This is a genomic window from Sphingobacterium sp. UBA5996, assembly GCF_002429765.1.
Lineage (GTDB): Bacteria > Bacteroidota > Bacteroidia > Sphingobacteriales > Sphingobacteriaceae > Sphingobacterium.
In genome coordinates this window covers 124,460-149,667 of record NZ_DJAS01000029.1, presented here as the reverse complement: position 1 = coordinate 149,667, position 25,208 = coordinate 124,460, and the positions used below count along the sequence as shown (strand labels likewise).

Here is a 25,208-nt window from a genome sequence, read left to right as displayed (position 1 = left end):
GTATTGCAAAATGTAATACGCCCTTTGTATTGACTCAATTTAAGCTATCTCATCCATTTCAAAACCAGATAGAACCCAATGGCTGTAACGGATAAACTCAATGCAGTTGCCCACCATAGCGTTGTGAAACCAAAGGAATCAACAATACTTGTGCCCAGGATTGGCGAAAAAATATTTGCAGCTGAAAAGGCCAGCGAGTTGAAGCCCATGTAGGCTCCTTGGGTTTTCGGGGAAGACCGATTGACAGAAACGGTTGCCATAAAAGGCAATGTGAGCATTTCTCCCAATCCAAAAATAAAAAATGTGAAATATAACCAAGCAAGTCCACCAGTGAAATTTAGCATGGCATATGAAATGGCACATAAAAATGTTCCAAAGACGAGTGTGCTAATTAATGAAAATCTCTTCTCGGCAATATGAACAATAAACATTTCTAATAACACAATGACGAAGCCGCTCCATCCAAGCAGAAATCCAATTTGGTGATCATTCAAATGGTGAACTTCTCGATAGAATATCGGTAAGGTAGTGATCAGCTGAAAAAAACAAAAAGAGAAGATACAACAAAAGATATTGAATAGGATAAATGGCACATCGGTATAAGGATTTCGTCCTTTTTGAGGCATTTCATTATCAGGTGTAGTCTCTTTTTTTGATCTGATATCGCTTCTTTTTTGTCTTTTATGAAAAAAGACAAAGAAAATTATTGCTGCACAGAGAACGGCAAGGGAATTTCCATAAAATATCCAATTGAAAGAGATGGATGCCAGAAAACCTGCCACCGCTGGACCGATCGAGAAGCCCAGATTGATAGCCAAACGATTCAATGAAAAGGCGCGGGTGATATTTTCGGGTTTAGCGTAACTTGCTACTGAGACGGAGTTTGCAGGTCTAAAAGCATCAAAAATCAAGCTTAACGTAAAAATCATGATGGATAGCGACTGTACCTCTTTAAAGTATGGTATCAGTAGAAATAAAGGAGCGGCCAACACAAGACTTCCGAACTGAACCTTGAAACTACCAATTCGATCGGTCAGCCAGCCTCCTATGTAAGATCCACAGACGGAGCCAACGCCATAACACATCAAAACAATTCCGACTTGTTTTATATCGAAGTGCAAAACTCTGGTCATGTAAAGGCCGAGAAATGGAATCACCATGCTTCCCATTCTATTGATCAGCATGACGATAGCAAGCAGCCATGCAGCTTGTGAGAGTCCTCTAAAGGAGTCTAGGTATATTGATAAAATTCTTTTCATTAAAGGGTAAATCAGCTTATATAAACCTCGTGTTTTAAGTCTATAAGTCTTCTTGTTGTCTTGAAAAAAAATGCCAAATTGATTAGTCAATTTGGCATTTATGAATAGTGAATCAAATTATGCCAACATGGACGCTGGAATTGTAGGATCGATTTGATAGGTGCTCGCCACCATTTGTTTCTTTTTGGAACCCGGCTCCATAATGAAGTCAATTCTCCCCAAATTAATTCCTGCAAAACCGACTTGATTCACAACGGTCTTCATACCTTTTAAATTGGTAACTAATGTGGGTTCATTTAAAAATGTATGCGTATGCCCGCCTATAATTAAGTCGATATCTGATGTTTTGGCTGCAAGCACCAAATCCGACACTTTATCGTTTTCATATTGGTAACCTAAATGTGACAGACAGATGATGAGCTCGCATTTATGTTTTTCCTTGAGTATCTGTACCACCTTTTTGGATACCTCAATTGGATCCAAATATTTCATTCCCTTAAAGTTATTGGGATCTACCAATCCCTCGATATCTACACCGAGCCCGAATACACCGATTTTTATACCAGCCTTATGAAATATGGTGTAATCGCTGGTTTTTCCTTCCAATACTGTTCCTTTAAAGTCGTAATTGGCCGTTAAAAACGGAAATTTAGCATGGTCCAAGTATTTCACAAGTCCGTCCAGTCCATTGTCAAATTCGTGATTTCCAAATGTCCCAGCGTCATACCCCAATTTCGTCATGAGATCCAGCTCCAGCTTCCCTCCAAATAGATTAAAATAGGGTGTACCTTGAAACATATCGCCCGCATCTAATAATAGGAGGTGTTCTTCTTCTTTGCGAATTTTATTGATAAGCGTGCTTCGACGTGCCACACCACCCAATCCTTGATATTTGCCACCATCCATAGGAAAAGGTTCAATGCGGCTATGCACATCGTTGGTATGTAAGATTGTAAGTTTTACTTTTTTGCTCTTAGCGTTAGCTTGAAAAGGAAGTGACCCCAATGCAACTGCAGCAGAAAATCCACCAACTTGCTTGATAAATGATCTTCGGTTAATTGATTTTAATTCTTCCATCTAATTCTGCATTTACTTTTTTGCCTTCTTTCGTTAATTCACTCACGTATTCAATCAGTCCTTCACGCATCCGCTGCGGATAATTTGCCCGCGATACAGATTGTGTCAACAGTGTCAGGTTGTCGCCACCATTAGCGAGATAATCATAGGTTACCAATTTATACAACTTATTGTCTTCAATTGCTAAACCTTTGATTTTAATGTCCTGGGCTTTGTTGCCTGTAATGGTCAACGTCATCCCAGCGATGGGTTGTCCATGTGTTGAGGCGATATAGTCTGCAAGTTGACGAATTTGACTTCCCTTGAGTTCGAGAATTGTTAAAGTGTTTTCGAAAGGCATCACCTCGAAAATATGTCCAACGGTAATATCGCCTGCTTTCAGATCATTTCGGATTCCACCCTTAGTAGCAAATGCTAAATCTGCAGGGTTATGGGCATTGTGTTCACTCATCCACAACAAGGCTTCACAAAAAAAATTGCCCATTAATGTTTCTGCCGCCTTCTCTTTTGTCAACGCTTTGTCTGCATGTCCTATCACTCGATTCATCTCCACTTCCATTTTATGTTTGAAGGGCTCGTAGATTGATACGATTGTAGGATCAGCTTGCATATCGCTATTGATATGATATTGTTGGAAATCTTTCTGCGTTGGATGGAGCTGCTTGCTACAACTGGCAACCATCAAAAGCGAACCGAATCCAAGGCTACCAATAAAGGCAATTTGCTTTGATATCTTCATTCTTTTTTCGTTTAACCAAATATTGGGCAAAGTTAGCCAATTATATATGAACAAATCTTATCCAATGTTAGCTAATTTTTAAAAACAACAAAAGCTTAACATCGTATGTTAAGCTTTGTCCATATAATTAGGAAAAATAACAACCTAGTGTACTAATTCCGACTCAGCGATAGGGTTGGTATCCAACTTATTCTCTGTTTGGAGAACTTTTCTACTTTTGCTACGCGCGGACAGTTTGGCTCGATACGCTTTCCAGTTCATTAACAAGACTGAAAATAAGATCACAGCTAGTCCGAAAATCTGCAATGAGGTCACTACATGCGAAGTGAAAAAATGACTTAAAATAAGTGCAATGATTGGATTCACATAGGCATACGTACTAACTTCCATTGCGGGGCGAACCTGTAGTAACCAAATATAGGAGCTAAAGGCGAGGATTGAGCCAAAAGTAATTAGGTAGCCCAAATTGAACCAGTCCACCGGTGCCACGCTACTTAGCGTAAATGTTGTATACTCACCGGTGAAAAGGGCGGTGATATTAAAGAGTATACCTGCAGTAACCATTTGCCAAGCGGTCTTCACCATGACATGTAAATCCTCTTCCTCTTGTTTCTCAGATTTTTTGAAATATTTGGAAATTAGAGACCCTACGGTCCAAGCGATAGAACCTAATACTAAAACAGATAGGGCGATCACCTTAAGTGTTCCATCGGTATTATCATTGGTCGACATAATCTGTTCAGCGAATAACATCACCACTCCACAGAAGCCTAACGCGACACCTAAAACCGTGCTAACGCTGCTGAAATTTTCTTTCCATTTGGGTTTATCCAATAAAATAAACCAGATCGCTGCTGCTGCAGCAATAATGGCGGCAACACCACCTGAAACATATTGTTCGGCCCAGATAACCCCAGCCATATCGACAAAAAGCAATAGAAATCCTACAATTGCTGCTTCCTGAACGGATCGCTTATTAAACAATTTATAACCTTTCATTGCGCAATATGTCATTAGAATTGCGCTGGCTGTAACAAATCGAAACGAACCTAAAATAAATGGTGGAAAACTATGTAGTGCCTTTTCTATAAAGAAAAAGGTGGATCCCCATACAACATAAATAATGATATAGGCGACAACAACCATCAACGGGTTAGCGGCCTTTTTTTGTCCTTGCAACATGATTAAACTTCCTTTCTATTACTCAGGTATGACGACCTGCTGATCTTCCTTAACAGTTTGAAGTACAATTGTAGTACGGGTGGAGATGATCCCTTCCACTTTACTTAAAGTATTTCGCATCAGATCAACTAATCCGGTCGAATCTGCAGTTCTCACTTTAATCAGGTAACCATCATCACCTGCAATGTCATGTACTTCCTGTACTTCAGGAATTTCGGCAAGTGCCAACCCAACTGTTTGTTCACCAATGATATCATTGGCTTTTATGAAAATAAATGATAAAAGTTTTTGATCGACCGCTGCAGGATTGATCTTTGCACTGTATTTTAAAATTACCTCTTTTTGCTCGAGCTTTTTAACCCGTTCTAGAATCGCAGAAGGCGCCATTCCCAGCTCTCTGGCGATATCGGCGTTGTTAATACGTCCATTGTCCTGCATTAACCGCAAGATTCTGTAGTCGACCTGATCTAAATTATATTCTACTTTTGTCATTTCGACCGCAAAGGTACGTAATAAAGTATAAAATTCAAAATATTATAATGAACAATGAATATAATTCTGTTGTTTGGCTAGTTTTAGTGAATATTGTTCGAATATGGTGGTGCTTTGATTTGATCGAATGTGTGAATGGCCTGAAAATAAATATATGGTCTTTTAGTGAGCAGAGTTTAAGATTAAAAAATGTATCTTTTTCTTAATTTCAAAATAATATTTCTTGTTGAAAGTATGACGCTCAGTCCGATTAAACAACCTAAACAAACACAACCAAAGCGATCTAAGGCAGCGAAGTAGGAGCGGCTTTCCTGTTCATGCAGATAAACTATAATTAGCGCAACCATGGATGTCCTCGCTACAGCTATAATGTTGAGTACTTTACAAGTAATCAACGAGGCCAGGATACCGATTACCATTGCGTAAAGTTGCTGGATCGGAACAAAATATAAGCTCAGTCCAATGGCGGATCCTATGAAATTGGATTTGGCCCGATCGATTGCTATTTTTTTTGATTCATTCTCTTGTGGAGAAATCACCAGTATAATCGAGATAAGGGTCCAAGAAACAGAATATTGGGGAAAGGATACAAATAAAGGATAACCGATAAGGAAGCCAATTAGTACGCGAATCGTATATATAATAAAATCTGAATGGAGCGTATAGCGAAGGAATAGATTACGCATATAAGAATATCAATCGTTAATTTAAATGATGTAGTGCAACAAAAATACAAGCATTGTTTGAAGGAACGAAATAAAATCATCATTTATGGCAAATGTTCCTGTTTGCGTTTTTGTGCGTTTTTTGCTTTTGATTTGGTTATTTCTTGCATTCTTCTCTTTTACCAATGCATAAATTTGACTAGATTTGTTTTATACTTTAAATGCAGATTAAGTGAAAGATCAGAATCAATTAGCCTCATTAGCTTCACAACTCAAAGGGGAGCTCTATTATACCCATGAAACTAAGGACCAAACGATGTTGCTAGCCTATTCGACCGATGCGTCTGTCTATCAGGAAAAACCGTTGGCCGTAGCGATACCCGCAGATATTGATGATATTAAAAAATTAATTGATTTTGCGCGACAGAATAAGGTTACTATCATACCACGTACTGCCGGCACTTCGTTGGCAGGCCAGGTAGTCGGCCATGGTATTATTATGGATATTTCCCGTTATTTTAACCGTATTATTGAGCTTAATGTTGAAGAGCAATGGGTTCGAGTTCAACCGGGGGTGATTCGCGATGACTTAAACAACTATCTTAAGCCTTTTGGGCTGATGTTTGGTCCTGAAACTTCAACCGCGAGTCGGGCCATGATAGGCGGAATGATTGGTAATAACTCTTCGGGCCTGCATTCGATCGTCTGGGGCGATACACGGCACAATTTGATTTCAGCAAATGTAATCTTGGATGATTGCTCCGAGGTGGCATTTGAAACCTTAGATGAAGCGGCTTATTTTAATAAATTATTATTGACTGGCCGCGAGGGGGATATTTATCGTCATATGAATTCATTGTTGACCAATCCTCAGCATTTAAGCGCAATTGAAACCGGCTATCCAAAGCGATCCATCACAAGAAGAAATACAGGTTACGCGCTGGATATTTTAAGTGATCGTTCGGCTCCTTTTAATATGTGTAATTTATTGGCGGGCTCTGAAGGTACGCTGGCTGTCGTTACAGAGGCTAAACTTAAGTTAATGCCCTTGCCACCTCCTGAACTAGGTTTGCTCTGTGTTCATTTCGCCGATATGGTAGAATGTATGCATGGTAATGTTGTGGCTTTAGCGCACAAGCCGGAAGCTTCAGAATTAGTGGATAAATACATCATGGATTTTACGGTTGGGCATCCAACGTACAAGTATAATCGTTTTTTTATAGAGGGCGATCCGCAAGCGCTATTGATTGTGGAGTTTAGAGGGCATACAGCGGCCGAAACAGCAGCGAAAGCGATGGCGCTGAAAGCCGACCTGGTTGCACGTGGCCTAGGTTATGCTTATCCCTATATTACGGGTATAGAGCAGACGAATTTAGTTTGGGATGTACGCAAAGCGGGACTGGGGCTCATTCGTAATTTACCGGGTGATAGTCAGCCCGTAAATTTGATTGAGGATTGTGCGGTGTCGCCTGAAGATCTCCCTGCTTATGTGAGTGATATTCAAAAGCTTTTGGTGGAAGAGGGTGTGCATGCGTCATACTACGCGCACGCTGGCGCAGGCGAATTGCATATTGAACCATTCGTAAATTTGAAAACGCCAGCAGGGAAGCGTACTTTTCGTTCTATCCTTGAAAAAACCAGTGACCTAGTTTTGAAATATAATGGCTCATTGAGTGGCGAGCATGGTGACGGTCGTCTTCGCGGAGAGTTTATTGGCAAGGTGCTGGGCGATAAAGTCTACAAATTACTTGAAGAAGTTAAATTTATCTTTGATCCAAAGGGGGTTTTTAACGCAAATAAAATTGTCAACACACCGCCAATGGATTCTCACCTCCGTTATGATAATGATAGCAACCTTACAGAAATAAAAACCTATTTCGATTTTTCTAAAGAGGAGTCTATTCTTCGTTTGGCAGAGAAGTGTTCAGGCTCGGGAGATTGTCGGAAGACTGAAATTACTGGTGGAACAATGTGTCCTTCGTTTATGGCTACACGTGATGAAAAAGATACGACACGCGCACGAGCGAATATGTTAAGACAGTTTTTAACAAATTCCACCAAGAAAAACCGTTTCGATCATGAAGAGATTAAAGAAGTCATGGATCTGTGTTTGAGCTGCAAAGGTTGTAAAACGGAATGTCCTTCGAGTGTGGACGTGGCTAAAATGAAAGCAGAATTTTTACAGCATTATTATGATGAACATGGGGCTGGATTTAGAACAAAACTAATTGCTAATTTCACACAGTCTCAGAAGTTGGGGGCGTGGGTCGCACCCCTTTATAATTTTGTTGTAAAAAATGATTTTCTGTCTGGCTTGGTCAAGAAAACCGTCGGGTTTGCACCTAAACGTTCGCTGCCTACAGTAAATGGAACAACCTTGAGTCAGTGGGTAAAAACACAAGGTCCTATTAGGGATGCCAAGCGTAGGGTATATCTTTTCTCGGATGAGTTTACCGAATATAATGATGCAGAAATCGGTATTACAGCGTATAAATTACTAATTGCCTTGGGCTATGAAGTGATTATTCCAAAACATGTGCAAAGTGGACGGACTTACCTTTCTAAAGGTTTTGTGAAAGAAGCAAAGAAAATTGCCAATAAAAATATCCATTTTTTAAAAGGATTAATAACCGACGAAACACCGCTTTTAGGGGTTGAACCATCCGGTATCATTACGTTTAGAGATGAATATTTAAGCCTGGTGGATGACGATATTCGTATTGAGGCGCAAAACATAGCTAAAAATGCGCTGATGATTGATGAATTTTTACTGACTGAGATGAAAGCAGGACGTATTCGCCCGGAACAGTTTACAACAACAGCAAGAAAAATCAAGCTTCATGGTCACTGTTACCAAAAGGCTTTCCATCTGGTTACTGTTACGGAACAGGTATTGTCATTTCCGAAGAATTTTAGCGTAGAGACAATTCCTTCTGGATGCTGTGGTATGGCGGGTTCATTTGGTTATGAGGCCGAGCATTATGACGTTTCAATGAAAGTTGCCGAGCTGGTTTTGTTACCAGCTGTACGGAAAACGGAAGCCGACACCTTGATTGCCGCAGCAGGCACCTCTTGTAGACATCAAATCAAAGATGGGGTCGGACGAAAATCTTATCATCCTGTGGAAATTTTATATGATGCTTTATTGAAATAAAATAAAAACATTGATAATAGTTGTTTGTTATCTGTAATAATGGTAATATTATAAGAGCAATAATCATTGATAACTGATAACAAACAATTCATTATGTACAAGATTCAATCTATAGCATTTCTTGCAACCGCTACGATGCTGATGGCTGGTTGCGGAAACTCCAATCAGAAGAAAACTGATGGAAACGATACCACAGCAGCGAACAAAATTGATGGCGTGAAAATCGAGCAGTTTACAAATGGTGCTCCAGGAGCTGAGAAAAAGAATTTTTTCTTACGTATTACTGATGAAGTTAAAACGGATTCAAGTCGTATCTATATTACAAAATCTCTTTACAAGCAGGATACGGTGGGAGCGAAGTTTGAGGTTGTAGATTTTATTCCCGCCGGTATCATAGATGGTCAGCCCAGTGATGATGTTGGTTTCACAAAGGGTAAAATTAGAATTTCGTCGTCAGGTGCGCAGTCTGATAATTTAATTAAAGCTTTAGGTGAATTATTTCAGACACAGACCACTGATTCTTTTACAAAGGATGTGATTCTTCCGAATGTATTTTCATCCAATAAGGTGAATGCGGACCTATCAAAAAAAACGGCCTATAGCTTTAAATTATTCTTGGATAATAAGAAAGCTGAACCGGCAGAACTTTTCTTTAACGTTGATACCTACAAGCATTCTATTGAGTTTTCGGAGAAGGATCCTTCGTTCCGCGTTGGATTATTGTCGGCGCTAACGGGTAAGTAGTGCAAATGTCATATACGGTGTAATGCTGGTGAGCAGGAAGCGATAGTTGTCGCCAACGTATCATTACTCATACAATGAAGAGGCTAGATAAATTTTAGCCTTTTTCGCTTTTTAAAAATAAAAGAGATAGATTTGTGCTAATAAATTTAGTTTAATATGAGGAAATCCGGTACTGCAGACCTTCCATTGCATTTTGGTAAAGTACCTGCGTGGCTTTACGAGCGTATGGCTTCTCTAGGGCGTTCAATCGTGGAAGTTATGCTCATGGATTATGGAAAGGATGAGGTTTTAAGGAGGCTTGCTGATCCCTTTTGGTTTCAAAGCTTTGGAGCTGTTCTTGGCATGGACTGGCATTCCTCGGGGATTACAACGGCTGTTATGGGTGCATTAAAACGCGCCATTAATCCTGACGCCAAGTCATTGGGACTCTACATCTGCGGAGGAAAAGGGAAGTTGTCCATGCAAACCCCACAAGAACTGCTTCAGGTTTCTGATCGGATTGGATTAAATGGTAACGATTTGATTCGCAGTAGTAAGCTCGTTGCGAAGGTGGATAACACAGCCATTCAGGACGGTTACCAATTGTATTTACATAATTTTGTCGTGGCAGATAATGGCAATTGGTCAGTCGTGCAGCAAGGTATGCATGAAAAAGATGGGACTGCCCGTCGTTACCATTGGCATTCTGAAAAGATCAAATCGTTTGTAGAGGAACCGCATTCGGGTATCACCGGTCCTTCACAGGGTATTATCCTCAATTTAACGGCTGCTGAAGCGGCAGCAAATAGAGCGGGTATTATGACGTTGGTGGGAGAGGATTCGTTTAAAGTTATACAAGAATTCGCTAAATTGGTCATGCCATCTCATCACGATGTACGTGCATCGGATGTCAATCTAAAAAGATTGGGCGCGATGTTATACGTTGCTCGCGAAAGTCCACTAATTGATTTTGAAGATCTACTTCTTTTAAAGGGGATTGGCCCCCGTACGTTGCAATCATTAGCCTTAGTCAGCGAAGTAATTCATGGCGCACCAGCCCGATTTAAAGATCCGGCTCGATTTTCGTTTGCTCATGGGGGAAAGGATGGACATCCATTTCCGGTTCCATTAACTATTTACGATGAAAGTATTCAGATTTTGAAAAAAGGCATTGAAAAATCTAAATTGGGTCATGGAGACAAATTGAAGTCCGTCCACAAATTACATCAGGTGGTGTTGGATAGTGAAAAAAATTTTGAGCCACAGTTTGATATTCAGCAAATTATCGCGGAAGAAAAGCGAGATTCCTGGAAATACGGTGGGAGGACAGTGTACGGGGAAGCAGTGCCTCAGAGAAAGAATCCACCGGGGTTGCAACTCAGTCTTTTCTAGGAAGAATCTTCCAATTGTAATTGTTTTGTTAAAATTTGTTAAAGATCAATAAATTCGTGTATACGCTAGTATATTTGCTCCGCAATGAAAACGGTTATTACCATATTCTTTTTCTTATGCTTCTTAGTTATAAGAAGCAGTAATAGCCATGCTGTGCTCATTGAATCCGATCGGCCGGCCGTTAGTTTTATGCATCAGCACAATCACGCCGATTTACAGCAGTATATTGACGCATCAGCTGATCACATCGACCCGCTTGTGTATGGTAGTATACACGACGATAACCCTGTTATAGCGGAATTTGATTATGAAAATTTTCAATTGACCAAAGATTTGCATGCCACATCCCAACTTGTTTCGCTGCTGCTCTTTGCAATTGTCCTTTTTATTTTTGTTTTTCGGTTTGCAAAGAAAATTCCTTTTTGCAATTTCATCGTCTATCTTTTCCCTCAAAGATATGTTCTTCAACAAAACTGGAGAATTTAATACATAACCTTCGAAATTTCGTATGCTTTGGTGGATATCCTGATGGATATTCCTTTTAGTTGCATCCAATTTGCACACTTATAGGCAAGTTTGAGCGACCATTAGCCCGAGCAGAGGTCATTTCACCATCCGGCACAACAAACAATCAAACTTATTTTTTAATTAGACGCTTACAAATGAAAAGAGTATTTATGCTCGCTAGTTTGGCAATTACCATATGCCAAATCGGGTGTACTTCCAAAAAGGAAGAAAAGGAAGAAAAAGAGAAATTCACTGCTACCTCGCCTGTGCAAATGGATACCACTATCCGTAAGGATTTTGTTTCTCAGATCAGATCTTTCCGTAATATTGAGCTCAGGGCTCAAGAGAAAGGATATCTAGAACAGATATTCGTCGACGAAGGACAATTTGTCCACAAAGGGCAACTACTTTTTCGGATTATGCCGAAGATGTATGAGGCAGAATACCGTAAATCATCGGCAGAAGTTAATGTAGCAGAAATTGAGGTTCAAAACACAAAGACGCTAGCCGATAAAAACGTCGTATCGCCCAATGAATTAGCGATGGCTAAAGCAAAGCTTGAACAGGCTAAGGCTGAGGCAGCGATTGCGAAATTGCATCTTTCCTTTACAGAAATCAGAGCACCTTTTGACGGAACTATCGACCGTATTCCGTTGAAACTGGGGAGTTTGGTGGATGAAGGTGAATTATTAACCAGTCTTTCCGACAATAGCGAGATGTTGGTTTATTTTAATGTTTCCGAACCAGAATATTTGAGCTATCAAACGAATGTAAGTAAACGTGGAGATTCCCACGTTGGTCTACTGCTTGCTAATAACGAGCTATTTTCGCAGAGCGGTATGGTGGAGACGATAGAAAGTGAATTTAATAGTGAAACCGGCAATATTGCTTTTAGAGCGAAGTTTCCAAATCCAAACCGTCTTTTAAAACATGGCGAGAGCGGCAAGGTGGTCATGAATTTCCCGTTGAAACAGGTTTTAATTATTCCGCAGAAAGCAACTTATGAAATGCAGGACCGTAAATATGTGTATGTAATCGATAAGGAGGGCAAATTAAAAGCCCGTCATATTACCATTGGCAACTCTTTACCTGATCTGTATGTGGTAACGAGCGGTCTTAAAAAAGACGATAAATTTTTATTGGATGGTATTCAGAAAGCGAAGGAAGATGAGAAGATCAGTTACAGCTTCGTGCAACCTAAAGATGCCATTTCCAATTTGAAATTAAAAACAGAATAGACCCTTACACTTAAATTCTTATGTTTAGTCGTTTTATAAATAGACCAGTACTTTCGATCGTTATATCACTGATCATTGTGTTTTTGGGTGTGCTTTCTATGGTGCAGCTTCCTGTAACGCAATTCCCCTCGATATCGCCACCGAAGGTCAATATTACTGCCGAGTACCCAGGAGCAAATGGTGAATTGATGATTAAATCAGTTATCATTCCGCTGGAACGGGCGATCAATGGGGTTCCTGGAATGAAATACATGGCTTCCGATGCCGGTAATGACGGGGAAGCAAGTATTCAGGTCGTATTCAACCTAGGAACGGATCCGAATCAGGCTTCTTTAAATGTACAGAACCGCGTAGCCTCTGTGGTTAACAAGCTTCCGCCAATTGTGGTCCGTGAAGGGGTGAAGATTACACGTGAAGAATCCAATATGTTAATGTACATCAATCTCTATAGTAAAGACAAGGAGCTTGATGGAAACTTTATGTATAACTATGCGGACATGAATATTGTCTCCGAATTACGTCGGGTAGACGGTGTCGGGGTGGCAAATATTCTTGGAACACGCGAATTAGCGATGCGTATTTGGTTGAAACCTGATCGTATGACAGCCTACAAGATTTCTGCAGAAGAGGTGATGAAAGCCTTATCCGAACAGAGTTTAGAAGCTTCACCGGGTAAAGCTGGTGAATCGTCCGGTATGACCTCCCAATCTTTCGAATATGTATTGAAATACCCAGGACGCTTTACCACAACTGAAGGTTATGGAAATATCGTTTTACGTGCGGGCGAAAATGGCGAAATGCTACGTTTAAAAGACGTTGCGGATATCAAATTTGGCTCGGCGATGTACGATATCTATTCAACACTGAACGGAAAGCCATCTGCGGCGATTGTCTTGAAACAATCTTATGGAAGTAACGCCTCCCAGGTCATTCAAGATGTAAAAAGCAAAATGAAAGAGTTGAAGGCATCTTTTCCGAAGGGACTCGATTATGAAATTAGTTACGACGTTTCCAAGTTTTTGGATGCATCCATGGAAAAAGTAGTTCATACGTTATTGGAAGCATTTGTGCTTGTCGCTATTGTCGTTTTCCTTTTCTTGGGCGACTGGCGCTCCACGTTGATTCCAACCATTGCAGTGCCAGTTTCCTTGGTCGGATCATTTTTATTCATGCAGTTTTTTGGAATTACAATCAACTTGATCACCTTATTTGCCCTGGTGCTTGCCATAGGTGTGGTTGTGGATGATGCGATTGTTGTTATTGAAGCGGTGCATGCTAAAATGGAAGAGCTTCATATTTCGGCCTATAAGGCGACCAAAAAAGCGATGCATGAAATCAGTGGTGCCATTGTTGCGATCACATTCCTTATGGCGGCGGTTTTTATCCCGGTTGCCTTTATGTCTGGCCCCGTAGGAATATTCTATAGGCAGTTTTCCATTACCATGGCTACTTCAATTATTTTGTCCGGTGTTGTTGCATTAACTTTAACGCCTGCGCTGTGTGCGATCATGCTGAAGAATAGTCATGGCAAGCCAAGAAAGAAATCCATAATCGATAAATTTCTGGATTCTTTCAATAGATTGTTCGATAAGATGTCCAACAAATATGTTTACTTGTTGAAGGGCATAGTGGATAAGCGCGTTTTTACATTTTTAGTATTAATTGGTTTTTGTATTGGCGCATATTTTTTGAATAATGCTGTTCCTGCAGGTTTTATCCCCAATGAAGATCAGGGGATGATCTATGCTATTATTCAAACGCCGCCAGGATCGACATTGGAACGGACCAATCTAGCGGCCCAGACATTGCAAAAAGAAGCTGAAGACATTGATGGTGTGCAATCGGTATCTTCGTTGGCTGGTTATGAAATCCTGACTGAAGGAACCGGGGCAAATACAGGTACTTGTTTGATCAACTTGAAAAGCTGGGAAGAACGCAAAGAATCCTCGCAGGAGATCATAGAGCAACTGGAGGCCGCTGCCAAAAATATACCAGGGGCATCCATCGAATTTTTCCAACCGCCTGCTGTACCAGGTTATGGTGCTGCGGGTGGATTTGAGCTTCGTCTTCTGGACAAAGCCGGTTCTGGCGATTACAAAAAAATGGAAACGGTAAGTAAGGATTTTGTACGTGAATTGAACAAAAGGCCTGAATTATCATCCGTATTTACGTTCTATAGTGCGAGTTTTCCACAGTACATGTTGCATATAGACAATGATCTAGCGCAACAAAAGGGTGTTACGATCGATAATGCGCTGAATACACTCTCCACTTTGGTCGGTAGTAACTACGAAACGAATTTTATCAAATACGACCGTCAATACAAAGTTATGGTTCAGGCTTTGCCACAATATAGGGCCTTGCCAGAAGATATCTTAAAGCTGTATGTGAAGAATGAAAAGGATGAAATGGTCCCATTTTCAGCATTTATGCATATGGAAAAGGTATACGGTCTTTCTGAGATCACGCGGCATAATATGTATTTGGCCTCTGAAATTTCAGGCTCTGCCGCGTCCGGCTACAGTAGTGGTGAAGCGATTCAAGTGATTAATGAAGTCGCGGCCAAAACTTTACCCCGCGGCTATGGTATTGACTGGGCTGGTATCTCCAAGGATCAAGTAGGGCGTGGAAATCAGGCGATTTACATCTTCTTGATCTGTCTCGGCTTCGTTTATTTAATTCTTTCTGCTCAATATGAGAGCTTTATAATGCCTTTTGCGGTGTTACTTTCTTTACCAATTGGAATCTTCGGTGCATTTCTACTGTTGAAGCTATTGGGGTTGGAAAATAATATTTATGCACAGGTCGCATTGGTCATGCTTATCGGGCTACTTGGTAAGAATGCAGTTTTGATTGTTGAGTTTGCTGCTCAACGACATTCGCAAGGATTGAGCATTATTGAAGCTGCCTTGGACGGAGCAAAAGTAAGGTTTAGACCAATTTTGATGACATCTTTCGCTTTTATCGCAGGGCTGATTCCATTAGTTATGGCTTCAGGGCCTGGTGCGATAGGAAACCGTACGATTGGTACAGCTGCTGCGGGGGGTATGTTGTTTGGGACCGTTTTCGGTATCTTGGTGATACCAGGCTTATACTATATCTTCGGAACCATTGCCTCCAAACGTAAGCTTATTAAACACGAAGATGAAAATCCATTAACTGAAGAACTTGATAATAATGACTAATCGAAGCAAAATAAAATGGGTCATTGCATTTTCGCTTTCAGCAGCAGTGACGGGATGTAAAGTCCCTAAAGCGACATCAATACAGGAGAATAAGTTCGTTCCTAACCAGTATATAGATGTCGTTAAATCAGATACAACGAACACAGCGTCGGTTAAGTGGCGTGAATTTTTTACGGATCCAAATTTAGTTGTATTGATAGATACAGCGTTGAAAAATAATCAGGAGTTGAATGTTACTTTGCAGGAGTTGGCAATTGCAAAAAATGATATTTTGTTACGGAAAGGAGCATTAAAGCCTACCGTTGGTCTACGTGCAGGTGGTGGTGTTGAAAAAGTTGGACGATATACCAGCCAGGGTGCCGGTGATGCAAGTACAGAAATTGCGCCTGGAAAAGAAATGCCCGATCCGCTAGGAGATTTGACTATTGGCGCGTACGCAAGTTGGGAAATTGACGTTTGGAAAAAACTAAAAGATGGCGAGCAAGCTGCGCTCAATCGTTATCTTGCTACAGTAGAGGGGAAAAATTTTGTATTGAGTAGTCTTATTGCTGAAGTTGCCCGCTCGTATTATGAATTATTGGCATTGGACAATCAATTGACTATTATCAAACAGAATATTGAGTTACAGGACAATGCGCTTGCGGTAATCCGACTGCAGAAACAGGCAGCCCGTGTAACTGAACTTGCGGTGCAAAAGTTTGAGGCTGAGGTTTTGAAAACCAAGGGCATGGAGTTTGAAACTAGACAACAGATCAAGGAAACAGAAAATCGTATTAATTTTCTGCTGGGACGTTTTCCACAGGAGATTAAGCGCGATCAACGTAGTTTTGTAGATTTGATCCCGGCGAAGGTTCAGACAGGTTTACCCAGCCAACTCCTAAGCAATAGACCTGACATCCGAGAAGCAGAGTATGAACTCGCTGCAGCCAAATTGGATGTAAGTATTGCACGGAAAGAGTTTTACCCCTCTCTGGAGATTTCGGCTGCTTTGGGTTTACAGGCATTTAAACCTTCGTACTTGTTCAAGATGCCGGAATCAGTTTTATACAATTTAATCGGGGAGCTTGCGGCACCATTGATCAATAAAAATGGGCTTAAAGCAGAATTTAATACGGCCAACGCAAAACAAATACAGGCTGTTTATAATTACGAAAAAACAATTCTGAATGCTTACTTAGAAGTCTCTACTCAACTTTCAAATATTGAAAACCTTGGTCGCAGCTACGATTTCAAAACAAAGCAAGTTGAGGTCCTTAATAATTCCGTCACCGTGTCCAACGATCTATTTAAATCAGCGAGGGCAGACTATATGGAGGTTTTAATGACACAACGTGATGTACTGGATTCAAAGCTTGAATTGATAGAAGCAAAGAAGCAGCAGCTCAATGCTGTTGTCAATATCTATAAAGATTTGGGAGGAGGCTGGAAATAAGTTGTTTGTTTGAATGGACCCCGCTAGGCGGGGTTCTTTTTTTATGGTGACCGTGTGGTGTTTCTCTATGCTTAAATACATTCTTGGTCTGCTAGGGTAGACAAAAATTTAATTAAAGAGACTTAGTGATTTTTCTTTCACCAGATCCAATATCATACGATATGCTGCAACAGAGTTGCCATTTTGATCCAGTGCTGGACTATACGCACCAATACCCATTTTATTCGGTACACTTACTGCAATACCGCCGCCAACTCCCGATTTGCTAGGAAGACCGACAGTTCTGGCGTACTCTCCGCTGAATTCATACATTCCCGCAATAAGCATCTGTGATAAGATAAGCTGGGACAGGCTTGGATTGTAGTATTTTCTATTTCCATCATAGCGTATGCAATGATTGGCAAAAAAGAATCCTATTTTAGCCAGATCCTCAGCTGTTACCTCAATTGAGCACTGCTTAAAATAATTGTTGAGTTTGTCTTCACCCTCAGTTTCAATAAGTCCGTTGCTGCGCATGATATAAAACATGCCTCTGTTTCGATGACCAGTTTCCCTTTCCGAGTTATATACAGATTTACTGTAATTAATAGCTTCATTGTTGGTTATAAATCGAATCATATCAAGTATTTTAATAAAGGGTTCTTCACCTTTCCCTTTAATAAGTGATGTTGTTAGAATAGCTCCAGCATTCATCATTGGATTGAGGGGCTTGCCCGTAGTTTCCAGATTAGCAAAGTGATTGAAAGGCTTTTCTGTGCCGTAGTAACCCATCTTATTAAAAATATCCTGTTCACTATTATCTAATACGGCAACCATCAATGAAACAATTTTTGAAATGCTCTGCATGGTAAATCTCTGTTTTACATCACCGACATTCACTATTGTTCCATCGCTATTTACAACGGAAAGGGCTGAGGATGCTGCATTGGCTTTACCTAATTCAGGAATGTAATTAGCAACTTTTCCTGCACTGAATGACATTTTATTTGTAGTCCATATTTTTTCCAATAGTGGCTTATCAATTTTTGTACTTTTATTCGTATCCGACTGAATTTTAGTGTTATTTTGAGCAAAGGATACCGGGACTGATCCGCAAGATATCAGACCGATTATGCAGGCTATTAATCTGAAATTTTTTCTCATTTTTAAATTATTTGTCCATTTCAAAGATAGGGAACAGTGCATGAAAAATTAAAAGATGCTGAAATATGTAATTTTAGCATCTTTTAATATATTGGATAATTAGACAGTACTTGGCACGGGGTCTACATTCCAGCCAGAGAGTATTTCTCCATAGAAAAAGAAAGTCACATAAAAGCTCTTTTTACTTATCTTATCCGTTACGAGGTATTTTCTCGTGACATCGTAAGCATCAATTTTCTTATATTTTGATAACACGATCTGGCGTGCTGCGGGGTTTTCAGAACGAACTAAGTCTTGTATCTTTTGATTTACTAACTTCATTATTCCTTCTTTTTTGAACGGATTATTTTCAATTTTTACATTTGTAGAGTGCATTAGTGTTCCATGATTTTGCGCTTTTCTTGCTTTTGCAGCGGCCGTATAAGTGCTAAATTTTCTCTTGATCTCAGGATCTTTTAAGTTGTGGATAGTGAAGATAGAGATTCCTTGCGCACCATTGTTCAACGCCTCATCCATATCGCTCAGTATTTCTGCATCATTTTTGGCCATCAGCCCACAATACAATGTTGTATTGTCGCCCTTATCACGTAAATTTTCTACCGTACAATCGCTAATAAAGCTTGAGTCTTCCGTATAGAAATTGCTATACACCATTGGAAAAACTAGATCTAAATTCCACTTTCCCCAGTCTTGACGTACCATGCGTGCAGCCATTTTTGGTGTTGGGAAAGGGGATGCAGCCATGATTTTACCATGGGAATGGACAATCTTAGCAATCATATTGGCTATCTCGGTGATCTGGTCACAACGAAATTGGCGCCATTTTAAATCATTTGATGGATCTTTTTGTGCTCTAGGGTCATAGCCATACTGTTTTTTAAACTTTTCTATCGCGATCGGGTGATAGCCGTAATCCCAAGCTGGATATTCACGATCCTGTACAATATTGTATTTTGGCCAAAGTGTCGTTGGAAGGACAACATCTACATAGCGATTGTAATCAATGGAGATACCGGCAAGTCCTTCAACTTCACAATAAGATTCAATTTTCTGTCGAATGTATTCCTTCACGCCGGGAACAACAGGCGACAGGAACTTATAATAACTCACATATGCCGTTGTATCGGCCAAACTTTTTCCATTACGATTGACGCTAAACCAATCGGGGTGCTCTTGTAGCACTTTGTCTCTGTCGTGTTCTAAGTTCATTGTCCAAAGCCATGCGATGACTTGGATGCCGTATTTTTTTGCAATTGGAATTGCTACGCGATATTCGTCCGGACTCGCAGCATTTAACATTACACCATCGATTCCTAGATAGTTCATTTCCTGACAAATGGAATCGAAGTTTGTATTTACATTATAATCTAACCACGTCCAAAACATCGCTGGTTTTTCTTTGTCAGCTGCATGAGCTACCTGCAATGATAAACAGGTAATGATAAGAAGTAATGGTGCGATAGTACAATTCCTAATTAATTTTTCCTTCATAATATTTATTTATTCTAAGAGTTTCATCGCATAACGTATGCAGACTATGAAAAGTACGTCAAAAGACTTATAATTAGCTGAATCTGCAGATTTAAAATTATCCTGGTGTGATGCGTGCCGTGAAATTACATAAAAACTTGTAATTTAAGTTTTAATACATGCTGATTCGATTGATTTTCTTACCATTATTAATTCATTAAATAAGAAAACATTTTCTAAAGCTTTGTGTTGTCTCTATAAGACTAACACAAAGAAATAATATTATTAACAGCAAAAGTGGTGCTGACTACTGGTTAAGTTCATTTATTTTGGTATGAAGAGACCCTATATTCCAATCCTTATTGCATGCTTGCTATTATGTAACCTAGTTAAAGGGCAAGTATTGGCGGTACAGCAGAGCAAAGTAGATTCTATTAAGGAAGTGAAAGATAATGTAATTTATCCCAAGCTTCAGATCAAAGGTTTATTTCAGGCGAGATATCTTGTGAGTGGAACAAAAGATGTGGATGTCAATGGACTGCATCACAGTGACGGGACGGGCACCGATAATAACTTTATGGTGAAGTATATGCGCGTGCAAATGCGTGCTCAAATTAGTAAGCGCACTGAGGTTGCTGTTTTGGCTAATCTTGCCGATTTTAAAAGCGATCCAAAAACAAAAGTACTTGAAAATGCTTATTTGAAATATACTTTTAGTCCAAAACTGGCCATTACTGTGGGGCAGTTTCGGCCGTGGTTTGGTATTGAGGAAACCTATCCCATCGACGTTATCAAATCTTTAGACTGGTCAAATCAGTATCTCGAATTCGGCAAACTGGGCTGGGCCAGTTTTCAAATAGGTATCTCTGCAACGGGGGAGACCAATCTCGGTGAGGTTCCTTTTAGTTATTCTTTGTCTGTCGTGAATGGAAATGGAAAGAATCAGGTGGTTGATATGGATAACGGTAAACAGTATGCTACTAGATTGGCCTTTGGACTTTCGAAGAGGTATGGTTTCAACCTGGGGATTAATGGGGGGATTGGTGAAGTCATGAAGCGGCAAGTACATGCATTTGGAGTCGATTTGACTGGTCATGTGAACTTAGCTAAACGCTGGAATCTGGATATGCAATTAGAGGCAAAACAAGCAATTAATCATAATTTGTATTATTCGTTGAATGAAAATACTCGTAGCTCTAAATTGAGTGATTACTTAGTTCGAGGAATTTATTTTCTTCCAAATTTGAGGTACGAAGTGAATTATTTCAATTTAAGTGCTTTCGAGCTATCTTGTCGTTACGAATACATTGATCCTAATTATAAGCTTCACGCAAATGCACACCAAACATACACGCCAATGTTTGGGTTAGAGTTTTTAAAGAATTATGGGGCAAGGATACAGTTGGGGGTGCAATTGGACCGATATAAAAAGCAAACTGTGAATACTTCTGAGTTCAATAAAAACTTATTTATCGTTCAAGTACAGAGTCGATTCTAACCAATTAAACTACATGTAACATGAAAGAAATCAGTATTAAAAATGTTGCCATTACTATTCTGGTAGCACTCATTTTATGGTTTATCCCAATACCGAAAGGCGTCCGTCCAGAAGCTTGGCATTTATTTGCAATTTTTGCCGCCACTATTCTCGGTATCATTCTGAAAGCTGCGCCTATGGGGACTATGTGTATGATGGCTATTGCGTTTACGGCACTCACTCAAGTCTTGGCTCCTGGAGATGCGGGTAAGTCCATTACTAAAGCTTTGACTGGATTTGGCGACAAAGTTATCTGGCTGATAGGAATCTCTTTTTTTATCGCGCGTGGCTTTATCAAAACTGGTCTGGGCAATAGGATTGCTTTTCTTTTCATTCGTGTTTTTGGAAAGAGTTCGCTGGGACTGGCTTATGGATTGGGTTTAGCAGATGTCTGTCTGGCTCCGGCTATCCCGAGCAATACTGCTCGTGGTGGAGGAATTATCTATCCAATTATGAAATCTATGGCGATTAGTTTTGATTCAGTTCCTGACAAGCCAGAGACACATCGAAAATTAGGATCTTATTTAACTTTAAACAGTTATTACATGAATCTGATCGCATCTTCCATGTTTTTGACAGGCACTGCCAGTAATCCAATGTGTCAAAAATTTGCTGCAAATCTCGGAATAGACATTACTTGGATGTCTTGGGCAGTTGCAGGGTTTGTTCCTGGTATCGTTGCTTTTTTTATTGTACCGCTTGTTCTTTATAAGTTATATCCACCTGAATTAAAAAAAACAGGTGACGCTCCTAGAATGGCTGCACAAAAACTGAAGGAGATGGGCCCAATTTCCAAAAACGAATGGTTAATGCTGCTGGCATTCTTTATTTTATTGGCATTCTGGATTTTTGGTGGCTCCTTTTCAATAGACGCTACAACAACTGCTTTCATAGGATTGACGCTTCTATTGCTAACTTCTGTATTGACTTGGGAGGACGTCAACGCCGAAAAAGGTGCTTGGGATACAATTGTTTGGTTTGCTGTCTTAGTGATGATGGCTAGTTCTTTAAATGAACTTGGTTTCATTGGCTGGTTTAGTGATTTAATTAAAGTACAGATTGGTGATTTAAGTTGGCAAATTGCTTTTCCTGTCATTATTCTTGTTTATTTCTTTAGTCATTACATTTTTGCCAGTGCTACCGCCCATGTAGCGGCGATGTATGCTGCTTTGCTTGGCGTTGGCATTTCACTAGGTATTCCACCGATGTTACTGGCAATGATGCTCGGATTTCTGGGTTCTATCTATGGTGTCTTAACGCATTACGGACATGGCCCCGCACCTGTGTTCTTTGGAAGTGGTTATGTAGATTTAAAATCCTGGTGGCTGCGGGGAATTGAAATAGGCATTGTATTGTTGGTGATTTATATGGTGGTAGGTGGACTTTGGATGAAAGTTATAGGTTATTATTAAAATTAAGATCTTATTATGTTATCTACTTTAGCTAAAAAGATGCTCATGTGTCTGACGGGATTGTTTTTAGTATTCTTTTTACTGATTCACTTTTTGGGAAACTTGCAGCTCTTCTTGCCTCAGGAACAAGCGCATTTACAATTTAATGCTTACTCACATTTTCTTTCAGGCAATATCTTGATTAAATTGATTTCTTATTTACTTTATCTAAGCATTATTTTACATGCTTTGGACGGGTTAATGATCACATTACATAATAAAAGGGCTGGAGCAAATTATGTGTCCGATCGCCGTGGGCGGGCGAGCAAGTGGTATTCGCGCAATATGGGAATTCTTGGAACCCTTATACTGATCTTTTTGGTTATTCATTTTCAAAATTTTTGGTATGTGTACAAATTTGGTGCTCCACCACTTGATGATCGGGGCAATAAAGATTTGTACATACTCGTCGTAGAGGTGTTTAAGCAATGGTGGTATGTGGTTATTTACGTATTCTCCATGGCTGCTCTCTGCTATCATCTTATTCATGGGATTCATAGTGCGATTCGAACCTTAGGTGTATTCCACCCCAAATTTGTTAAATGGTTTAAGATCATCGGTATCAGCTATTCTGTCATCATCAGCATTGGTTTTGCATTGATGCCTATTTATATATTTTTTACAGTAAAATAAGGAAGGGAATTCATGGCATTAAATTCAAAAATTCCGGGTGGACCATTGGATCAGAAATGGACGCTCTATAAAAAAACTGCCAAGCTTGTTAATCCTGCGAATCGTAAAAAGCTGGATGTTATCGTTGTGGGTACTGGACTTGCGGGCAGTTCGATAGCTGCTTCGCTTGGCGAAATGGGCTATCAAGTAAAATCTTTTTGCTTTCAGGATAGTCCAAGGAGGGCGCATTCCGTGGCTGCTCAAGGTGGCGTAAATGCGGCGAAGAATTACAAAAATGATGGGGACAGTGTCTATCGCATGTTTGTTGATACGCTCAAAGGGGGAGATTTTCGGGCCCGTGAGGCCAACGTTTATCGTATGGCCGAGTGTTCGCTCAATTTGATAGACCAGGCGGTAGCCCAGGGCGTTCCCTTTGGCCGTGAATACGGAGGTTATCTGAATAATCGATCTTTTGGAGGTGTTCAGGTAAGCCGCACATTCTATGCAAGAGGTCAAACTGGGCAACAACTTCTTTTGGGCGCTTATCAGGCGCTTATGCGTCAAGTGGGTAAAGGTGCCGTACAGCTTTTCTCTAGGCACGAAATGCTCGATATTGTTGTTATTGATGGGAAGGCCCGCGGTATTATTGTTAGAAATCTTGACACCGGAGAAATACAACGACATGCTGCACACACCGTTATATTGGCCACTGGAGGCTACGGGAAGATTTATTATCTATCTACATTGGCAATGGGCTGTAACGGCTCTGCAATCTGGCGAGCGCATAAAAAAGGAGCGTTAATGGCCTCGCCCAGCTGGATTCAGATTCATCCCACATCGTTGCCACAGTCTGGCGATTATCAATCTAAATTGACACTAATGTCTGAGTCTCTGCGTAACGATGGAAGGATTTGGGTTCCACTACATAGGGGTGAGACACGGGACGCGAACGCTATCCCCGAAGAAGAAAGGGATTACTATTTGGAACGGCGCTATCCTGCATTTGGCAATCTCGCGCCAAGGGATATTTCATCGCGGGCAGCGAAGGAACGCATCGATGCCGGCTTTGGCATTGGTCCACTTAAAAATGCCGTTTATCTTGATTTTGCGAAAGCTATTCGAGAACAAGGAAAACAGAAAATACAAGAGAAGTATGGTAATCTATTTGATATGTATGAAAAGATAACCGGATATGATGCTTATAAAGAACCGATGATGATCTCACCTTCCGCACATTTTTCCATGGGCGGATTATGGGTGGATTATGAATTGATGACAAGTCTAACAGGGTTATTTGCCTTAGGTGAAGCTAATTTTGCAGACCATGGCGCCAATAGACTTGGCGCTAATTCTTTACTTCAAGCTTCTGTGGACGGCTATTTCATTGCACCCTATACGATTGCAAATTATCTGGCAAACGATATCCATACGGGTAAAATTTCTACAGATCATATTGAATTTGTACGTGCAGAGGAACAGGTTAGGAAGCAAATTGATAGATTTTTGAAAATCAAAGGTAGGAAAACTGTTGATTATTTTCATAAAACACTTGGTAAAATACTTTATGATTACTGTGGGCTGTCACGAAATGAAAAGGGCCTTCGCTATGCTATTGGGGAGATTCAAAAGCTCAAACAGGAATTTTATAATGAGGTCATTGTTAGCGGTGTGGCTAGTACATTAAATACTGAATTGGAGAAAGCTGGACGAGTAGCGGATTATTTTGAAATCGGCGAACTGATGTGTTATGATGCGTTGACAAGGAACGAATCCTGTGGGGCACATTTTAGGGAAGAATACCAAACAGCAGATGGTGAAGCATTACGCAATGACGCGGATTACCAATTTATTTCAGCATGGTCTTGGAAGGGAGAAAGTGAACAACCTGAATTAGTCAAAGAGCCCTTGACTTTTGAAGAAATACAGCCGACAGTAAGAAGCTACAAATAA

19 protein-coding genes are annotated in these 25,208 nt (G+C 40.2%); 11 read left to right on the top strand and 8 right to left on the bottom strand.

Annotation, left to right across the window (positions count from 1 at the left end):
* Window positions 1-44 precede the first annotated feature (44 nt).
* The 6 genes from B3E00_RS20940 to B3E00_RS20915 all read right to left on the bottom strand — a co-directional run bounded on the left by B3E00_RS20940 (window position 45) and on the right by B3E00_RS20915 (window position 5,435).
* Complete coding sequence (locus B3E00_RS20940; RefSeq protein WP_209579456.1) at window positions 45-1,259, bottom strand: MFS transporter; 1,215 nt, start codon at window positions 1,257-1,259, stop codon at window positions 45-47.
* A gap of 117 nt (window positions 1,260-1,376) precedes the next feature.
* Window positions 1,377-2,336, bottom strand: a complete 960-nt coding sequence (locus B3E00_RS20935) for a bifunctional metallophosphatase/5'-nucleotidase (RefSeq protein WP_293883190.1) — start codon at window positions 2,334-2,336, stop codon at window positions 1,377-1,379.
* The gene (locus B3E00_RS20930; protein WP_293883191.1) at window positions 2,314-3,075 is read right to left on the bottom strand and encodes a 5'-nucleotidase C-terminal domain-containing protein; all 762 of its coding nucleotides are present in this window, start codon (window positions 3,073-3,075) and stop codon (window positions 2,314-2,316) included. The genes B3E00_RS20935 and B3E00_RS20930 overlap by 23 nt, the downstream gene beginning before the upstream one ends.
* A 144-nt stretch (window positions 3,076-3,219) precedes the next feature.
* Window positions 3,220-4,257, bottom strand: coding sequence for an EamA family transporter (locus B3E00_RS20925; protein WP_293883192.1), 1,038 nt, complete (start codon window positions 4,255-4,257; stop codon window positions 3,220-3,222).
* An 18-nt stretch (window positions 4,258-4,275) separates the two neighbouring features.
* On the bottom strand, window positions 4,276-4,749 hold the full coding sequence (locus tag B3E00_RS20920; protein WP_209579461.1) for an Lrp/AsnC family transcriptional regulator: 474 nt from the start codon (window positions 4,747-4,749) through the stop codon (window positions 4,276-4,278).
* 182 nt (window positions 4,750-4,931) lie between these two features.
* Entirely contained in the window at window positions 4,932-5,435 is a 504-nt protein-coding gene (locus B3E00_RS20915; RefSeq protein WP_209579463.1) for an FUSC family protein, read from the bottom strand.
* Between the two features lie 211 nt (window positions 5,436-5,646).
* Between B3E00_RS20915 and B3E00_RS20910 the strand changes: the two genes are divergently transcribed.
* The 7 genes from B3E00_RS20910 to B3E00_RS20880 all read left to right on the top strand — a co-directional run bounded on the left by B3E00_RS20910 (window position 5,647) and on the right by B3E00_RS20880 (window position 17,045).
* On the top strand, window positions 5,647-8,568 hold the full coding sequence (locus B3E00_RS20910) for an FAD-binding and (Fe-S)-binding domain-containing protein (protein ID WP_293883195.1): 2,922 nt from the start codon (window positions 5,647-5,649) through the stop codon (window positions 8,566-8,568).
* A 93-nt stretch (window positions 8,569-8,661) separates the two neighbouring features.
* Window positions 8,662-9,312, top strand: a complete 651-nt coding sequence (locus B3E00_RS20905; protein WP_293883197.1) for a hypothetical protein — start codon at window positions 8,662-8,664, stop codon at window positions 9,310-9,312.
* Window positions 9,313-9,468: 156 nt separating this feature from the next.
* Window positions 9,469-10,683: a DUF763 domain-containing protein gene (locus tag B3E00_RS20900; RefSeq protein WP_293883199.1), complete on the top strand. Its 1,215-nt coding sequence runs from the start codon at window positions 9,469-9,471 to the stop codon at window positions 10,681-10,683.
* 84 nt (window positions 10,684-10,767) lie between these two features.
* Complete coding sequence (locus tag B3E00_RS20895; RefSeq protein WP_293939915.1) at window positions 10,768-11,169, top strand: hypothetical protein; 402 nt, start codon at window positions 10,768-10,770, stop codon at window positions 11,167-11,169.
* Window positions 11,170-11,345: 176 nt separating this feature from the next.
* On the top strand, window positions 11,346-12,428 hold the full coding sequence (locus B3E00_RS20890) for an efflux RND transporter periplasmic adaptor subunit (RefSeq protein ID WP_293883201.1): 1,083 nt from the start codon (window positions 11,346-11,348) through the stop codon (window positions 12,426-12,428).
* A 20-nt stretch (window positions 12,429-12,448) separates the two neighbouring features.
* Window positions 12,449-15,613, top strand: a complete 3,165-nt coding sequence (locus B3E00_RS20885) for an efflux RND transporter permease subunit (RefSeq protein ID WP_293883203.1) — start codon at window positions 12,449-12,451, stop codon at window positions 15,611-15,613.
* Window positions 15,606-17,045, top strand: a complete 1,440-nt coding sequence (locus tag B3E00_RS20880) for a TolC family protein (RefSeq protein ID WP_293883205.1) — start codon at window positions 15,606-15,608, stop codon at window positions 17,043-17,045. Before B3E00_RS20885 ends, B3E00_RS20880 begins: the two co-directional genes overlap by 8 nt.
* Before the next feature lie 108 nt (window positions 17,046-17,153).
* On the opposite strand, the gene glsA is transcribed toward B3E00_RS20880, so the two are convergent.
* Window positions 17,154-18,188, bottom strand: coding sequence for a glutaminase A (glsA, locus tag B3E00_RS20875; RefSeq protein WP_293883206.1), 1,035 nt, complete (start codon window positions 18,186-18,188; stop codon window positions 17,154-17,156).
* Window positions 18,189-18,287: 99 nt separating this feature from the next.
* Window positions 18,288-19,679, bottom strand: coding sequence for a hypothetical protein (locus tag B3E00_RS20870; protein WP_293883208.1), 1,392 nt, complete (start codon window positions 19,677-19,679; stop codon window positions 18,288-18,290).
* A gap of 313 nt (window positions 19,680-19,992) precedes the next feature.
* Between B3E00_RS20870 and B3E00_RS20865 the strand changes: the two genes are divergently transcribed.
* From B3E00_RS20865 to B3E00_RS20850, 4 genes are read left to right on the top strand one after another with little or no spacing between them, the layout of a single operon-like run.
* Entirely contained in the window at window positions 19,993-21,156 is a 1,164-nt protein-coding gene (locus B3E00_RS20865; protein ID WP_293883210.1) for a porin, read from the top strand.
* A 20-nt stretch (window positions 21,157-21,176) separates the two neighbouring features.
* Entirely contained in the window at window positions 21,177-22,607 is a 1,431-nt protein-coding gene (locus B3E00_RS20860) for an anion permease (RefSeq protein ID WP_293939914.1), read from the top strand.
* 15 nt (window positions 22,608-22,622) lie between these two features.
* Window positions 22,623-23,279: a succinate dehydrogenase cytochrome b subunit gene (locus tag B3E00_RS20855; protein ID WP_209579484.1), complete on the top strand. Its 657-nt coding sequence runs from the start codon at window positions 22,623-22,625 to the stop codon at window positions 23,277-23,279.
* Between the two features lie 12 nt (window positions 23,280-23,291).
* On the top strand, window positions 23,292-25,208 hold the full coding sequence (locus tag B3E00_RS20850; RefSeq protein ID WP_293883215.1) for a fumarate reductase/succinate dehydrogenase flavoprotein subunit: 1,917 nt from the start codon (window positions 23,292-23,294) through the stop codon (window positions 25,206-25,208).

Coding starts and splice junctions, on each gene's coding strand:
- B3E00_RS20915 (WP_209579463.1), bottom strand. CDS start 5,435: ATGCGTAATCTATTCCTTCGCTATACGCTCCATTCAGATTTTATTATA.
- B3E00_RS20885 (WP_293883203.1), top strand. CDS start 12,449: ATGTTTAGTCGTTTTATAAATAGACCAGTACTTTCGATCGTTATATCA.
- B3E00_RS20900 (WP_293883199.1), top strand. CDS start 9,469: ATGAGGAAATCCGGTACTGCAGACCTTCCATTGCATTTTGGTAAAGTA.
- B3E00_RS20925 (WP_293883192.1), bottom strand. CDS start 4,257: ATGTTGCAAGGACAAAAAAAGGCCGCTAACCCGTTGATGGTTGTTGTC.
- B3E00_RS20895 (WP_293939915.1), top strand. CDS start 10,768: ATGAAAACGGTTATTACCATATTCTTTTTCTTATGCTTCTTAGTTATA.
- B3E00_RS20940 (WP_209579456.1), bottom strand. CDS start 1,259: ATGAAAAGAATTTTATCAATATACCTAGACTCCTTTAGAGGACTCTCA.
- B3E00_RS20870 (WP_293883208.1), bottom strand. CDS start 19,679: ATGAAGGAAAAATTAATTAGGAATTGTACTATCGCACCATTACTTCTT.
- B3E00_RS20860 (WP_293939914.1), top strand. CDS start 21,177: ATGAAAGAAATCAGTATTAAAAATGTTGCCATTACTATTCTGGTAGCA.
- glsA (WP_293883206.1), bottom strand. CDS start 18,188: ATGAGAAAAAATTTCAGATTAATAGCCTGCATAATCGGTCTGATATCT.
- B3E00_RS20930 (WP_293883191.1), bottom strand. CDS start 3,075: ATGAAGATATCAAAGCAAATTGCCTTTATTGGTAGCCTTGGATTCGGT.
- B3E00_RS20865 (WP_293883210.1), top strand. CDS start 19,993: ATGAAGAGACCCTATATTCCAATCCTTATTGCATGCTTGCTATTATGT.
- B3E00_RS20890 (WP_293883201.1), top strand. CDS start 11,346: ATGAAAAGAGTATTTATGCTCGCTAGTTTGGCAATTACCATATGCCAA.
- B3E00_RS20905 (WP_293883197.1), top strand. CDS start 8,662: ATGTACAAGATTCAATCTATAGCATTTCTTGCAACCGCTACGATGCTG.
- B3E00_RS20850 (WP_293883215.1), top strand. CDS start 23,292: ATGGCATTAAATTCAAAAATTCCGGGTGGACCATTGGATCAGAAATGG.
- B3E00_RS20920 (WP_209579461.1), bottom strand. CDS start 4,749: ATGACAAAAGTAGAATATAATTTAGATCAGGTCGACTACAGAATCTTG.
- B3E00_RS20935 (WP_293883190.1), bottom strand. CDS start 2,336: ATGGAAGAATTAAAATCAATTAACCGAAGATCATTTATCAAGCAAGTT.
- B3E00_RS20880 (WP_293883205.1), top strand. CDS start 15,606: ATGACTAATCGAAGCAAAATAAAATGGGTCATTGCATTTTCGCTTTCA.
- B3E00_RS20855 (WP_209579484.1), top strand. CDS start 22,623: ATGTTATCTACTTTAGCTAAAAAGATGCTCATGTGTCTGACGGGATTG.